15 protein-coding genes and 1 pseudogene are annotated in these 13795 nt (G+C 33.2%); 7 read left to right on the top strand and 9 right to left on the bottom strand.

The genetic code is table 11. The features are described from left to right. A complete protein-coding gene (locus HNQ98_RS01955; RefSeq protein WP_150259486.1) occupies positions 1-585 on the top strand; it encodes an NAD(P)H-dependent oxidoreductase in 585 nt (194 codons plus the stop codon). A 189-nt stretch (positions 586-774) separates the two neighbouring features. On the opposite strand, the pseudogene HNQ98_RS09385 reads toward HNQ98_RS01955, so the two are convergent. After that, positions 775-951 (bottom strand): annotated as a pseudogene (locus HNQ98_RS09385) (IS30 family transposase); the annotation flags it as partial. Positions 952-1031: 80 nt separating this feature from the next. Beyond that, a complete protein-coding gene (locus HNQ98_RS01945; RefSeq protein ID WP_150259489.1) occupies positions 1032-2405 on the bottom strand; it encodes an MFS transporter in 1374 nt (457 codons plus the stop codon). 97 nt (positions 2406-2502) lie between these two features. Here HNQ98_RS01945 and HNQ98_RS01940 point away from each other — a divergent pair, with 97 nt between their 5' ends. Further along, the gene (locus HNQ98_RS01940) at positions 2503-3609 is read left to right on the top strand and encodes an ArsR/SmtB family transcription factor (protein WP_135198131.1); all 1107 of its coding nucleotides are present in this window, start codon (positions 2503-2505) and stop codon (positions 3607-3609) included. A gap of 19 nt (positions 3610-3628) precedes the next feature. Then, positions 3629-4225 (top strand): transcriptional regulator, encoded by a 597-nt coding sequence (locus HNQ98_RS01935; RefSeq protein ID WP_135198132.1) that lies wholly within the window; start codon positions 3629-3631, stop codon positions 4223-4225. Positions 4226-4466: 241 nt separating this feature from the next. Here the strand turns inward: HNQ98_RS01935 and HNQ98_RS01930 are convergent, their stop codons facing one another. From HNQ98_RS01930 to HNQ98_RS01920, 3 genes are read right to left on the bottom strand one after another with little or no spacing between them, the layout of a single operon-like run. Continuing rightward, complete coding sequence (locus tag HNQ98_RS01930; RefSeq protein WP_014974319.1) at positions 4467-4790, bottom strand: YbjQ family protein; 324 nt, start codon at positions 4788-4790, stop codon at positions 4467-4469. Continuing rightward, entirely contained in the window at positions 4787-5356 is a 570-nt protein-coding gene (locus HNQ98_RS01925; protein WP_135198133.1) for a GNAT family N-acetyltransferase, read from the bottom strand. Before HNQ98_RS01925 ends, HNQ98_RS01930 begins: the two co-directional genes overlap by 4 nt. Then, on the bottom strand, positions 5340-6071 hold the full coding sequence (locus HNQ98_RS01920) for a MerR family transcriptional regulator (RefSeq protein WP_135198134.1): 732 nt from the start codon (positions 6069-6071) through the stop codon (positions 5340-5342). Before HNQ98_RS01920 ends, HNQ98_RS01925 begins: the two co-directional genes overlap by 17 nt. A gap of 404 nt (positions 6072-6475) precedes the next feature. Here HNQ98_RS01920 and HNQ98_RS01915 point away from each other — a divergent pair, with 404 nt between their 5' ends. Beyond that, on the top strand, positions 6476-6868 hold the full coding sequence (locus HNQ98_RS01915) for a GNAT family N-acetyltransferase (RefSeq protein ID WP_223823405.1): 393 nt from the start codon (positions 6476-6478) through the stop codon (positions 6866-6868). A gap of 418 nt (positions 6869-7286) precedes the next feature. Here HNQ98_RS01915 and HNQ98_RS01910 read toward each other — a convergent pair whose 3' ends face one another. After that, entirely contained in the window at positions 7287-8408 is a 1122-nt protein-coding gene (locus HNQ98_RS01910) for an alpha/beta fold hydrolase (RefSeq protein WP_135198135.1), read from the bottom strand. A 115-nt stretch (positions 8409-8523) separates the two neighbouring features. Here HNQ98_RS01910 and HNQ98_RS01905 point away from each other — a divergent pair, with 115 nt between their 5' ends. From HNQ98_RS01905 to HNQ98_RS01895, 3 genes are all read left to right on the top strand, one after another. Further along, positions 8524-9087 carry a TetR/AcrR family transcriptional regulator gene (locus HNQ98_RS01905; protein WP_223823406.1) on the top strand — a complete coding sequence of 188 codons (564 nt, stop codon included), beginning with the start codon at positions 8524-8526 and terminating at the stop codon, positions 9085-9087. Positions 9088-9412: 325 nt separating this feature from the next. Further along, positions 9413-10147, top strand: coding sequence for an AzlC family ABC transporter permease (locus tag HNQ98_RS01900; RefSeq protein WP_184284896.1), 735 nt, complete (start codon positions 9413-9415; stop codon positions 10145-10147). After that, positions 10137-10466 (top strand): branched-chain amino acid transport AzlD family protein, encoded by a 330-nt coding sequence (locus HNQ98_RS01895; RefSeq protein ID WP_019040175.1) that lies wholly within the window; start codon positions 10137-10139, stop codon positions 10464-10466. Before HNQ98_RS01900 ends, HNQ98_RS01895 begins: the two co-directional genes overlap by 11 nt. 185 nt (positions 10467-10651) lie before the next feature. On the opposite strand, the gene spxB is transcribed toward HNQ98_RS01895, so the two are convergent. The 3 genes from spxB to HNQ98_RS01880 form a co-directional block, all read right to left on the bottom strand. Further along, the gene (gene spxB, locus HNQ98_RS01890; RefSeq protein ID WP_135198138.1) at positions 10652-12472 is read right to left on the bottom strand and encodes a pyruvate oxidase; all 1821 of its coding nucleotides are present in this window, start codon (positions 12470-12472) and stop codon (positions 10652-10654) included. Positions 12473-12602: 130 nt separating this feature from the next. After that, positions 12603-13349 (bottom strand): LrgB family protein, encoded by a 747-nt coding sequence (locus HNQ98_RS01885; protein ID WP_014974329.1) that lies wholly within the window; start codon positions 13347-13349, stop codon positions 12603-12605. 18 nt (positions 13350-13367) lie between these two features. Next, positions 13368-13775: a CidA/LrgA family protein gene (locus HNQ98_RS01880; RefSeq protein WP_014974330.1), complete on the bottom strand. Its 408-nt coding sequence runs from the start codon at positions 13773-13775 to the stop codon at positions 13368-13370. Between the last annotated feature and the right edge of the window lie 20 nt (positions 13776-13795).

The raw sequence follows: 13795 nt of genomic DNA, 5'->3' as shown, positions 1-13795 counted from the left end.
ATGCACACACTTATTATATATTGCCACCCTTACCAGCATAGTTTTAACCATGCCATATTAAATGCAGTACAACAAAATCTTGAACAATCCAAATTGACATATCAGACTATTGATTTGCACACCGATAATTTTTCGCCAGTTTATTCTATTGAGGAACTAAAACTTTATCATAGCGGTCAGACAACTGACCCGTTGGTTGAAAAGTACCTAAAGCTATTAAAGACAGCACATACTATCATAATCATTTCCCCCGTTTGGTGGAATAGTGTACCAGGGATGCTAAAAGGATTTATTGACAAAGTGATGAAAGAAGGAGAAAATCTATCACATACGGTTACCAAATTAGGTGTCCAGGGTGAGCTACAGAATATAAAAAAATGTTATTTACTAACAACGTCCTCCTCGCCTACATTTTATATTCGCTTTTTCAATGGCAATGGCATTAAAAAAATATTTTTAAATCAAACATTGAAGCAATTAGGATTTCAAGGACGTTCTTGGACTAACTTTGGCATGATTTCGACTACAACTGCTGAGAAGCGAAGAAGGTACCTTAAAAGCATCCAATTAAAAAGATTTGACTAACCCAACTAGAATGTCAAACAAACTTGATATTTCTAAAAATTTTAGCATTTATTACAGATAATTCATTTTCATCATAAATACTTTTGAGATAACTCTTCGCAGTTTCATTACCCTCAAATGCTGATAATTCTTTTATTATTTTCGAAAATTAGTAGCCAAATTAATACTTTTTTGTAGGTTAGATCGTCAACAGGCAATTTTTCGTTGACGATCGCACTGTATTTTGGCTAATTCGCGTTCTTTTTGTGAACCATCTTGGTGGTGATAGTTATGGGTTCTAATCTTAATTAAGCCTCTGTTTGACCAGTCTCGAATGATTGAAGAAGATACTGCCACATCTTCCACGTTACCGGCAATCTGTTCTGGTTTTAACCCCATTTTTTGTGTCGTTGTTTTCTTATTGCATTTTCCAAATAAAAAACACTTATTAAGTGTAAATAAGTGTCTTAGTATGTTCTTTTATTTTTAATATTTTTTCTATCAAACATGATGCTAAAACCAATTGTGATTATTATTAGACATAATGTCACCCCCCAATTGATTTTAATACTGGTTTCTAGATTTCCCGGTAAAAGGTTGATTGTTGTGGAACCAATGGCTGTACCACTAGCAATTGCAATATTTTGTATCATTCTTTGTAGAGAGCCCATACTACCTTGGTTTCCTTTTTCACCCACTTGCATGATAGCCGCAATATTAGCTGGTTGAAATAGTCCCCCACCTATACCATAAACAAATAGAAAAAATGTCATGAATAATGCTGGCCACTGCTTATTGAATGCTAGTAAGCCGATTAAAGATATGCCAATAGTGGTTAATCCCCAAAAACTAAACTGTGAATTTCTATAACCATCATTGTGCTTACCTGATATTCTAGAAAAAATGACTAATCCAGCTGGTGCACCTAAAACTAATAAACCAGTTATACCTACATTGAGGTGCATTATTTTTTCAAATACAAAAGGCGGTAACAGGAAAATCATAGCAGATGCAAACCCAAATATCATTGTCTGTAATAAATAAAGCCAGCTTTTAGGATTTTTATTTAACATTTGAAAACTAATTAATGGTGCCTTGCTGTGCAGTTCGATAACATATAGCCTTCTAGCAACAAATACGCCAAATATAATTAGTAAAAAGCCAAGAATGAGATAATTGCGATCACTTAATAAGGAAAAACCAACTAATATAGATATCACAGTGAAAGCACAAAATAATGCACCTACAATATCAAATGATCCGGAATGTTTTTGTTCGTTAATGTCTTTCATCAAAATATAGTTGCAAATCAAGCCAACACCAGCAAAAGGAACATTTATCCAAAATATTAGTCGCCAAAGATTCATAGATAAAAATAATCCGCCAATAGAAGGTCCTAATACCGGCCCGAGGCCAATCATGATTCCCAAAATACCTAAAGCACTAGCCACATTTTTTTTATCTACTAGAGTCGTTATTAAAGCGGCTGATGTTGCTTGAAGTGCAGCGGCTCCGACACCCTGTATAATTCTAAAAATAATTAAAGATACAATACTATTAGCTAGTCCACAAAGAATGGAGCCTAATCCAAACAGTATTAACCCAAACAACGACATCTTTAATTTACCATAGCGATCGCTCAAATAACCGAAAGGTAAAATAAATATCGCCAAGCTCATGGTATACCCAATAACACTGAGAGCAGTTAAACTTGTGGACGTCTGAAATTCTTTTTCTAAAAAAGGTAAGGCAACATTAATAATACCCGTATCTAAAGTAGACAACAGCATACCCATACCTGAAATGGTAATAATCAGATTGTTTTTTAATTTGTTATTCATGTCAATTCCTTCTTCACACGTTTACTACTTTTAATGATAGAATATACTTGTTAGTTATTCAAACGATTTCAGAATTTTAGAATCATGAGGTGATTTTATGGCAGTTCATATTAAATTTGGTGATTATGCGCTTCAAAATAATGAGACGCTTATTCAGCGTGTTCAGTTTGTTTATTCTCCTTTAAATGAGCTTTTTCGGAGCTTACATGTTTTGTTAAACCCCCGTCACCATGGTATGAATATAGATTGGGCATTGACAGCGCAACGACATTTATCGAATAATTTTTTTAATGATTTACATTACTTTTCACTAATATATGAATTAGGCGTACCACCAGTTTTATTTAATAATTTTGAAAATTTAAATGCTAATTTAGATACAGAAGTTTCACAATTAAAAGAATATCTTATTCAAACTGATCCGCAAGTTATTTTGACCACTCTAAAAAAAGTTGCATCAGATCGTGAAAATCAATTTATTCCGACATTAGCTAAAAGTTTAGAGTGGCATGGATTCCAATTAGATGATCATCAAAATCTATTAACAGACTTGGCGGATAATCCAAAATCAGTGTATCAGCACTTATTTAGATTTATTGAAGCATATCGAAAACAGTTCTTTGATAAAACTTGGAAGGATAAATCACTGGAACATTTTTTACTAACTGAAATTAAAAAACAATCCAATTACTTAAGACAATATGGATTTGTAAGTTTAATCAACCATCTACAAGTTGATCGTATCTTTTGGCGGCAACAACAATTAATAATTGTCAAACCTTTTGAAGAACGCATTGATTTGTCAGACCAAGATACCGTTTTATTGTTACCTAGTTACTTTATTTGGCCGCATCTGTTTGTTGACCACTTTAAATATGGTATTGTATTGTGCTATGATGCCTTGAATAAACTGAAGGTTAAAATAAGCCCTGATCGTCTTGCTATAGTGTTTAATGCTCTAAGTGATACTGTTAGATTGAAAGTCATGAAATATATATCTGATCAAGCTTACACTACACAGGCTTTAGGACAAATTTTGATGATGAGTGATTCTACTATTTCACACCATCTTAAAATATTAAAAGATGCTGGATTAGTTGTAACTAAGAAAAAAGGTAAGTTTGTATTATACACACCTACAGAAGTTGTAAGTGATATTGTACCTGGCTTCTATAATTTTTTAGAAAGTAGTGAGATACAATAATATTAAGGAGGAAGTTACAGTGACGTTAGAAGATAGCTTGTTATCTATTTTAAGTTGTCAACGATTTTTAACTGTTCACGAGTTGTCCAGTCTGAGCCAACAAGAAGACTACCCTTGTCAACGTGAGTTAATGCAGCTCGAAAACCAAAATTTAATTTATAAACGATACTTTGCTGGCCGATATTACTTTAGAATTCGAAAAATATCAATATTAACAGATTTTGGAAAGAAAGCAAACACTTATTTAGATCACCGACCACAAGCACTTAAATTATGTCAAGCACGTACTTGTTATGACCATCTAGCTGGGAAAATTGGGATCAATCTTTTTCAAATATTATTAGACATGGACCTAGTCGAAGCTAAAAGTACGGATATCTATTATCTAACAGAACAAGGCCAGAAAACTTTAAGCAAACTACTAAGCTATTCAATTAATCAACAACAACAGTTAAAAACATGTATTGATTTTTCAGAAAGGATTCCTCATTTATCTGGTGAGTTGGGACGCTTATTCTTAGCAACACTCTTAAAAAAAAAGTTTTTGAAAACAACAGATAATAGAAGAATTATTGAGCTAAAACTAATCAAGAGTTTTTTTGCGAAGATTATTTGACCGACAAAAATATTTCATTAGTCCTACCCATTATACGGGTCATTAGGTTGTTTAAATAAGTTAGCACACTAAAATCAAATTTACAAAAACAGACGACACAAATTAATAAGTGTATCGTCTGTTTTTCATAATGTATGATAATTAAAATATAATCATCTTTATCCAAGTAAGGTAATAGTTTAGCAAATCTTAGTTTTCATAACTTTTAAGTAATTACTTAATTTACTATTATAATTTTACTTCATTGTACAGAAACAGCAGTACCACTTGCGGTAACAATGATCAACATAATGTCTGAATTTACGAATTGATTATAATCTACAACTGTGCCGACAATTGCATTAGCACCAATTTTTTCGGCTTCCTTTTGCAAATCGTTAATAGCTAGTTCCCGACCCTTAGCGTATTCTTCAGAATAACTGTTCGATTTGCCTCCAAAAATACCTTTTATACCACTAATTGCATCTTTAACAACATTAACTGAAAGCACCTGTTCACTAAAAATAGCTTCTTTAATTTCAGTAATGTTCCGATCACTAATTGTTTCAGTAGTTACAATTTTCATTTTAAATTCTCCCATGTCATAAAATACCATTTTTTGTTATTAATAATTTTGCCTGAAAGCATACTACTCTGCACTATCTGCGTACGAAAGTCATTTTTTTGATATAAATCAATCGCACTTGTGTTGTTTGCAGCGACATACAATGTCACTTTTTTTGTGGTTGCAATATCTTTACATTTTTGTATAAGTTGCGTTCCCACCCCTCTTCTTCTATGCTGATCTGAAACGACCAGAAATTCAACATATGTCTCATTTTTAACAGGTCGATGTTCCAGTACTAAAAAAAATAGAAACACTTTAATTTTCATAAAACCAGAATACTCTTTTTTAATCAGTTCATAAAGCGAATGATCTTGATCATCAGAGTAAAATAAACATCCACAAATTTCATCATCTTGACGAGCTATTATCAACTGTTCCTTTTTACTTGAACTTACATATTTTGCCAGTAAATAAGCAATATCCTTGGCAGTACTATCTTTAAAAAGTTTGGCAGTGAATTTATTCTTAAACCCATTAAATATCAATTCGCTTAACTGTTCTGGAACGTTACTTAAATATATCATCTGTTTGTCCCTCGTTGTAAGCTAAGGATTTAAAAATGTTTTCATAGCAAAACAACTCACTATTTCCAGATATCAATTTACTTTGTATAAAGTTGTCGTTTGAAAACATTTCAATTTGTCTATTAAGACTCTTTTCATCTTTAACTAAAACATCTTTGCAGGCGTAAGTACCTGATGACAACTTATAATCGTACTTGTCTGATTGACCAGCAATACACAATACATAGCTACTGTTTTTGTTAATAATGTAATAGATATTTTCAAGTTGAACCAACTCAGTTTTAGTTGCTTCCAATAAATTTACGTATCCCTTGTCCAATAAGTTTTCTGGTATTTTTGTCAGAAATCTGTCTTCTTTTTCACAAAAATAAATTTCATTAAGCTGAGTATTTGTTTGTGCTTGAATAATGTCTTGAATTGAGTGCTTGATTTGTATTAACTCATCAATTTGATCCTGAATTTTTTGCTCAGCAATCTTAAAAGTATTAGCATGATTATTTTGTATCAACAGTTCTTTTATAGACTTAATAGAGTAGCCAATTTTCCTAAATGAGATCACTTGATATAATTTGTAAAGATCTGTTTCAGAAAATATATAATAGCCACTGGCTTCGTCTTTCAGTGGCATTAATAATTGTTTATCCACATAATGTCTGATAGCGAATTTCGTGATTTTGAAAATTCTAGCCAACTCCGAAGCTGAATAAGTTTGCATTATTTTTCCTTTCAATATTGATTAATTCTATTCTATACTATGTGGCTACCACGCAGTCAAGCAATTTGATAAAGATATAAATTTCAATATTTTTCATTCCCATACTTTTTGAATTGAAATAAGCTGATTGACTTGTCTTATATTTATTCTTTTAATAATACTCAATGGCATTATACATCAGTCTAGATCCTCTTTTTGTGGTTATTATATGTTTTACGTTGATTATCAAAATGAACATTGTTGGATTTTAAAGTATTGTATCTCTTACGTGGTGTTTCATAATAAATTTATTTTTTAAAAATATTGAATGGATCTATTTCTTATGATAAAATTTACTTTTATGCATAAATATTTACAATGTCTTTCAAGCATTAGATGTAATCAGAACTAAAGGAATCAGAATTATGAAAATTAAGCAATTAACAATATCTGACGCACAAGAGCTACAAGAAATCAGTATTGAAACATTTACAAATACATATGGTAGCCAAAGTGCTATGAATGATTTAAATCAGTATTTAAAAGAAAGTTATTCAATTAAGAAGCTAAAGAAAGAGATTGAAAATACTAATTCTTCTTTTTATATTTTTTATGATGATAATAATGAAAAAATGGCTTACTTAAAGTTAAATATCGACAGTGCCCAGTCTGAGGATGATTTTGAGAATGCTCTAGAAATTGAACGCATATATATTCAAAAGCAACATCAAAAAAAAGGATTAGGTCGTCAAATGTTTAGTTTGGCTATCAAAAAGGCTTATGAACTAAATAAAAAACAAATTTGGCTCGGCGTATAGGAATATAATGAAAATGCTAAATTATTTTATAAACATCTAGGTTTCCATGCTGTTGGTGAACATACTTTTAATTTAGGTAATGATGCTCAAACTGATTTATTGATGTCTAAAAAAATCTGATATACCAATCAAGATTAATATAATGCATGTCTATACAAAGTAACGCTATACCAACACTTTTAAGGACAAAAAATAAGCTGCAGATCCTCTATGGTTAATTTTAGACAATTACCATTAAAGTATCTGCAGCCTTTTTGTGCAAGGTGTTCAGTTTAATTCATGCATTAAAAAGGTTTGTGTATTTGTTATCACCGGCATTATCATTGTCAAAAGCAGAACCACGCAAATCTCACCATTTTTATTTTCCTCTTTAATTATATAAACAAATTGAGAATGTTATTTATTTTTTGGATTGAAATTAACTTAGAAAGTCACTGATTTTATCGAAAGCAATTTGCTTATTACCAACTTGACAGTGCCTTTCGCCACCACTTGACTGGTCAAATAAATAAGTTGTGACAGATTTAGCATTTATCAATGAATTTGCTACTAAGTCGATCGTTTTAGTTGGCACATACATATCATGATCACCTGCTAGCAACAAGACCTCTTGGGTAATCTTGTCCTCGATGCCAGACATGGTAAATTTTGAAATGGATTTGATTAAGTTCGAGGGTTTGTCCGTTTTCATGACTTCATTTCCTTTACGAATTTTGAATGCCATATCAACGTTAGTTTTAGTTGTAGCTAAAATTTTACGATTAACAAGTGCTGCAATGACTGGATTATTGATTTTGTGAACCGTTGACGCAGCCTTCGCTGGCAACTTCATGGTCAATGAATCCATCATGCTGTAATACACATCAAACGCGATAACCTTTTCAATTCTAGGTTCAAATGCTGCTGCTCGCATTGACAAGTAACCACCCAACGACATCCCAATTAAATCAGCCTTCTCGATGTTATAATAATCAAGTATAGCCTTTACGGGGAGCTCCCACTGATAGGTCATTGGCAAGCCGGATTTCAGTGACATACCTTGTCCAGGTCCCTCAAACAATACAAAATTATAATCTTTCAAGACACCCACACAGTGTGTTAACACCAAACGAATTAATTCTTCCAAGTAAGAATCAAAACCACCATGAAAAACCAAAGTTTTTTTGGCACCGTCTTGTCGGATAATTGCCACCGGAATTTTACCATTTTCGTAATGAATTTGGTCAAATTCAATGCCAGAATCGTCAATTGATTTGTAATAATTTGACTTGAATAGTTGGTAAGTTTCTTCCTTCATTGGATGATCTTCACCAATGAAGAAATCTGCTAATTGATAGTAGGCGGATGAGAGCGCGTAATGATGAGCAAGAACAGCCTTTTTTCCTAAATCAATCCAAACCGAAATCCAACTTTCAACATCGTTAATACGCCTCGAAGCAGCATACACTTCTGCTTGAACTTCTTCATCTTGATAGAAAGGTTCAATAAACCTGTTGATTTGGAAGTTGAATTGTTCATCCATATGATATTTTTGATACATGTTGTATTCTCCTTTTCCTACATATTACGATAACGTATTATTTAGGTGGAAACGAGTTACAATCACGGCCAAAATGTTACATTATAATCAAATATTGCAAGGAAAATTATTTGTTATGACAGATAAATTTGAGATTACTAATCAAGAAATTCAACAAGCATTTTTAATGTTAATAGGATCTACTAAATTCTCTAAGCTAACTATCAATCAAATTTGTAGCGCAGCTAATATTAGTCGCATCACGTTTTATCGACATTACGCGGACAAATTTGATTTGCTGGAGACCATCAATAATGCCAAAATTGTGATTCTGAAAAACTACATTCAATGTCGGTTAGATGAACAAGATATCTCAAATACATTATTACGAATGACAAAATTTCTTAAACAAGATGCAGCTAACATAGAGTCATTGTTTAAAATTACAAAAATTGGAAATCAAGACAGTTTAGAACACAAAATCAAGGAGCTACTCTATGATGAATTCTCTAACTATATGTTTAAAGAACTTCAGGCCGATGTAATTAAAGGTATTCCAGTTAGTTATTTTGCAGAATTATATGCCGCTAATGCAACCATTTTTATCAAACATAGTCTTGAAAGTGGAACAAACCCACAACTTATCACATCCTTGAACAAAATTCAGAAATTTGTATTTGATTTTTTAAAGTCAAAATAAAAATCTTATTCAGCAATATACTCAATGATGTCGCTAGGTTAGAAATTTGAAAATCTTTTATAAGGTATCAAAGCGAATCTCTTAGCTTTGCCCTTCTTTAAAATAGATAAGTTAACTGGTATAATATTTATTTCTGCTGTTAATACTTTAGAAGACTTACTTTTCTGAAGTATTATTAACTCCAAGTGTTTTTTAATCATAGCCGCCTGCTTAAAATATTACACAAAACTATCAGAGTTTTTTTGTAACTATTAATTCAAGTCATTAAACATTGCCTTATATGATACAATTAGAATTTGTGAAATTTAAAAAAAGGTTGTTTTTTATGAATAAAAATACACGTAATATTAATCAATTTCAAGATGGTGTCAAAGATGCATTACCCACAGTATTCGGATTTTTGAGTATTGGTGCAGCATTTGGCATTATTGCGGCATCAGAAGGATTTACAATCTGGCAAATTTTTCTTTTATCTGCTGTATTGTATGCAGGTTCAGCACAATTCATTATTATCGGCATGTTGCTCGCTGACAGTTCTATTACCAGTATCGTATCAATGGTTTTTTTAGTGAATTTCAGAATGTTTTTACAATCTCTTGCAGTTGCCAATTTTTTTGATAAGCAATCATTAGTTTCAAAAATTTTGATGGGTAGTTTGGTGACAGACGAATCATTTGGTATTTTTTCATTAAATTCTGTTACAAAAAAAAGTATCAGTATTAACTGGATGCATGGATTAAATATTGCTTCATGGATAACGTGGTGGCTGTCTTCTATTGTTTTCGCCTTATTTGGTAAATCGATAGCTAACCCTCAAAATTTTGGATTGGATTTTGCATTAATTGCAATGTTTGCTGGATTATGGATTTTAACAACAATTTCCTTTATAAAAGATCCGCATGAAAATAATCGTAACGCTATACTGGCGATATTTATGACTGTTATTGTGTTATTAGTTTCTATGATGGTATTCAGTAAAGTAATCTCTGTTTTATTTGCTTCCATACTAGGAAGTCTGTTCATCTCTTTGTTAAAAAAGGAATCTTATAATGATAACTAGTCAACCATTTTATACTGTATTGATATTTGCTACTGGTGTAACTTTGCTTATTCGTATTTTGCCTTTTTTTCTGGTCAACATTATAAAATTTCCAAAATGGTTAGAGCTGTTTCTGCATTACTTACCTTTGACAATGATGACTGCATTGTTTTTTGATAATTTATTTGATAAAACAAGCGCTAGTATATTCCCTATATTAAATTTTGAGAATTTTTTTGCAATTGTACCAGCATTAATTATTGGATACTTAAAAAAATCGTTGATACTAGTTGTTTTAGTTGGTATTGTTTGTATGGCTGGTATTAGATTTTTTTGGTAAAAATCACGTTATTGAAGCTATGGAAATATGGGGAACTCACTACACGCAAATGATGAAGTGATCTTTTTAATCAGAACAATTAATGTGATTTTGGATAGTAGAAATAGAAAATTTTAAATGATAAAACGCACAGCTGTTGAAGCTATGCGTTTTTTTACATTTTATATAATATATTGCGTTTTATTTTAAAAGCTATACTTATTATCACTATTTTCTTTAATATATGTTGATGTTAAGCCCTCAGCTTCAAGAAATTCACGGAATGGCACTAATTCTTGTGCCTCGTATCTTTCTTTATAAGCATTAACAACGTCTTCACTGTACAAGCTTTGATCCAACTTCAGTGTTTCTACGGGTATTGGACGATCCTTAGTGATTTTTGCATCAATAACAACAACACGTCCTTGGTTGTAGTAATCGACTGCTTCCTTCATCACACGATCAATATCTTCAATACGGCTGACTGTCAAGCCAACAGCACCTTGTGCTTCGGCAATTTTAGCATAATCCACATCAGTAAAGTCAACGCCAAAGTTATACGTGTTTGTGTCTTCGTACTTATTCTTGATGAAACCATATTCAGTATTTGTGAAGACAACGTTGATCACAGGCAAGTCATACCGAACATTTGTGACAACATCTGGATACGTCATGGAAAAGGCGCCATCACCCATTAAATTCCAAACTTGACGATCTGGGTAAGTATTCTTAGCGCCAATACCTCCTGGCAACCCAATACCCATTGTTGCAAACAATGGTGATGTGCGCCACATATTTTTGGGTGTCATGTGCAAATGACGAATTGACATTTGTGTCACGTTACCAACATCAGTTGAGAAGATAGCATCTTCCGCTGCGTACTTATTAATAGCATTGTAAACTTGATAAGCTTGCAGATCTCCTTCGGTCTTTTGTTCGAGCTTGTTCATGTATTCACGCCAGTTTTGTACGTTTTTAACGTTAGCGTTCCACCATGCTGATTCCGTAGTTGGAGAAACTTTAGCAAGTATCTCAGTTATTGCTTCACCAGCATCACCCAGAATAGCAACATCATTTTGGTGACGCTTACCTAACATTGCTGGATTATTGTCAATTTGAATGAACTTATCAATGTTACGGAATGTACCTTCAACCTCTGAGAATGGGAAATTTGTGCCGACGAACAATACAGTGTCTGCTTCGAGAACAGCTTCATTCGCCGGTTTCCAACCGACTCGGAATGTCGATCCGGTGAAGGCTTCGAAATCCCATTCAAAAGTTTCAAAATTCTTACCAGTTGTGATGATCGGTGCCTTAATCTTGTGTGCCAGCTCTTGGACTACTGGACCGTGACCCATCGTGCCGACACCGGCATAAATGACTGGGCGCTTTGCTTGGTTCAACAACGCAACAGCTTCATCGATATCTGTTGCGTCAACAGGCGCTGACTTATATTCTTTATACTTCAAACCTGACGAATATAAGGGTGATGAATAAATTGAATCGGCATCAATTTCTGAAAATCCAAAATCAGCAGGTACTTCAAGAACAGCAACACCACGCTTTGCAATCGCTGTACGGATGGCATCATCAACCAAGTGAGGTAATTGTTCTGCGGTAGCCACACGACGATTATAAACAGCAATACTTTCATACATTGGGTTCTGGTTCAATTCTTGGAACGAATCCATATTCAACTCTCGAACTGGCTTTGATCCTAAAATAGCCAATACCGGTGTGTTATCCATTGCTGCATCATACAGACCATTAATCAAATGCGTGGCACCAGGTCCACCAGATCCAACGGCAACACCCAATTTACCGCCAAACTTCCATTGCATGACAGCAGCCATAGCAGCGACTTCTTCATGTTTCACTTGTAAGAACTTGATGTTATTTTCAGGATGTCCCATCGCATTCATCAAACCACTCAATGTTCCGGAAGGAATACCATATATTGTGTGGACACCCCATCCTTCCATGACTTTCAAAGCCGCTAAACCAGCTGATATTTTTTTATCTGACATCTGATATCTCCTCCTAAATGAGAAAGCGTTGTTATTGAAAGCGCTTTCATAACGGTAAGTAAAATTATATCTCAACCAATACAGAAAATCAAGTAACCCAACTCATTATTTTCATTTAATATGATTTAAGTTACATAAGACCCATTAATTTCGCAAATGTTGGCACAATGAGATCAACAATTAACCCAATAACCACCATTGAGATAGACGCCATAGCACCCTCTACTTCACCAATTTTTATCGCTTTTGCTGAACCAATAGCATGTCCAGCGGTACCAAATGCCAATCCTAATCCCATCGGATCTTTATCTAATCTAAACCATTTTACCAGTTGATTTCCTAAAGCATAGATTACAACGGCATTGATAATGACTGCCATCGCTGTAATTGATGAAGCAGTTGCACCTAATTGACCGCCTCCAGCAATGACAGAAGAAATTGGTAAAGCTATTGCTGTTGTTGCTGCCTGAGGTAGCATAGCAATTGTTGCGATTTTTGATAACCCAAACAAGTGAGAAATGGTAAAAATAATGAATAACGCCACGCTTAATCCAACAAATAAAGAAGTAAAGATTCGTAACCAATAACGTTTTACCAAATCACGACGTTTGTATAGTGGCACTGCAAAAGCCATAGTTGCTGGACTTAAAAACCAAAAAATCAAATCGCCACCAATTTTATACTGTTTATATACTGACACGATAGGTTGATGCAATAGACTTGATAAACCAATCAAGACTAAAATACCTAGTACCATACCAATGAGCAAAGGTTGAAATATAAAAATCGGAAATTTCTTGAACAGTTGTTGACCAATCCAATAAACGAAAATCGTTAAAAAGATGCCCCAAAACGGTGTGCTTAAAAAAGATAACATATTCTTACTCCTCTCCACCTATGATTTATGGTGTAATTTATCACTAATTTTAGCCACTAGTTGTGATGTGTAAGCAATTGACAACAAAAGGACAACAGTTGAGATAATAACAACCACAATGATTTTAATGCCCTCTTGTTTAAATAAATCCAGCGAACTAGCAAGTGAAATACCAGAAGGTACAAATAACAACCCAATTAAACCAATTAAATTGGTTGATAGGCTTTCTACTTGTTCTAATTTAACAAGTCCACTGACAAGCGCCATGAACAACAATATCAAACCAATTAATGGCGTAGGCACTGGAAATTCAGACCATATTAATGAAATTCCGGTTGATAAGATATTAGCTACTAATAAAATAGTGCTAAAAATCAGGAATTGCGTTAATATTGGCGCAGCTTTTTTTTCATGATTATTTTCCATAGCAAGAAACCCCTTTTTCA

The sequence above is a fragment of the Leuconostoc carnosum genome, assembly GCF_014207505.1.
GTDB classification, from domain to species: Bacteria; Bacillota; Bacilli; order Lactobacillales; family Lactobacillaceae; genus Leuconostoc; species Leuconostoc carnosum.
This window is presented reverse-complemented; position numbering and strand designations above follow the sequence as displayed.

Coding starts and splice junctions, on each gene's coding strand:
- HNQ98_RS01910 (WP_135198135.1), bottom strand. CDS start 8,408: ATGTATCAAAAATATCATATGGATGAACAATTCAACTTCCAAATCAAC.
- HNQ98_RS01895 (WP_019040175.1), top strand. CDS start 10,137: ATGATAACTAGTCAACCATTTTATACTGTATTGATATTTGCTACTGGT.
- spxB (WP_135198138.1), bottom strand. CDS start 12,472: ATGTCAGATAAAAAAATATCAGCTGGTTTAGCGGCTTTGAAAGTCATG.
- HNQ98_RS01915 (WP_223823405.1), top strand. CDS start 6,476: ATGAAAATTAAGCAATTAACAATATCTGACGCACAAGAGCTACAAGAA.
- HNQ98_RS01940 (WP_135198131.1), top strand. CDS start 2,503: ATGGCAGTTCATATTAAATTTGGTGATTATGCGCTTCAAAATAATGAG.
- HNQ98_RS01905 (WP_223823406.1), top strand. CDS start 8,524: ATGACAGATAAATTTGAGATTACTAATCAAGAAATTCAACAAGCATTT.
- HNQ98_RS01945 (WP_150259489.1), bottom strand. CDS start 2,405: ATGAATAACAAATTAAAAAACAATCTGATTATTACCATTTCAGGTATG.
- HNQ98_RS01925 (WP_135198133.1), bottom strand. CDS start 5,356: ATGATATATTTAAGTAACGTTCCAGAACAGTTAAGCGAATTGATATTT.
- HNQ98_RS01885 (WP_014974329.1), bottom strand. CDS start 13,349: ATGTTATCTTTTTTAAGCACACCGTTTTGGGGCATCTTTTTAACGATT.
- HNQ98_RS01880 (WP_014974330.1), bottom strand. CDS start 13,775: ATGGAAAATAATCATGAAAAAAAAGCTGCGCCAATATTAACGCAATTC.
- HNQ98_RS01955 (WP_150259486.1), top strand. CDS start 1: ATGCACACACTTATTATATATTGCCACCCTTACCAGCATAGTTTTAAC.
- HNQ98_RS01920 (WP_135198134.1), bottom strand. CDS start 6,071: ATGCAAACTTATTCAGCTTCGGAGTTGGCTAGAATTTTCAAAATCACG.
- HNQ98_RS01900 (WP_184284896.1), top strand. CDS start 9,413: ATGAATAAAAATACACGTAATATTAATCAATTTCAAGATGGTGTCAAA.
- HNQ98_RS01930 (WP_014974319.1), bottom strand. CDS start 4,790: ATGAAAATTGTAACTACTGAAACAATTAGTGATCGGAACATTACTGAA.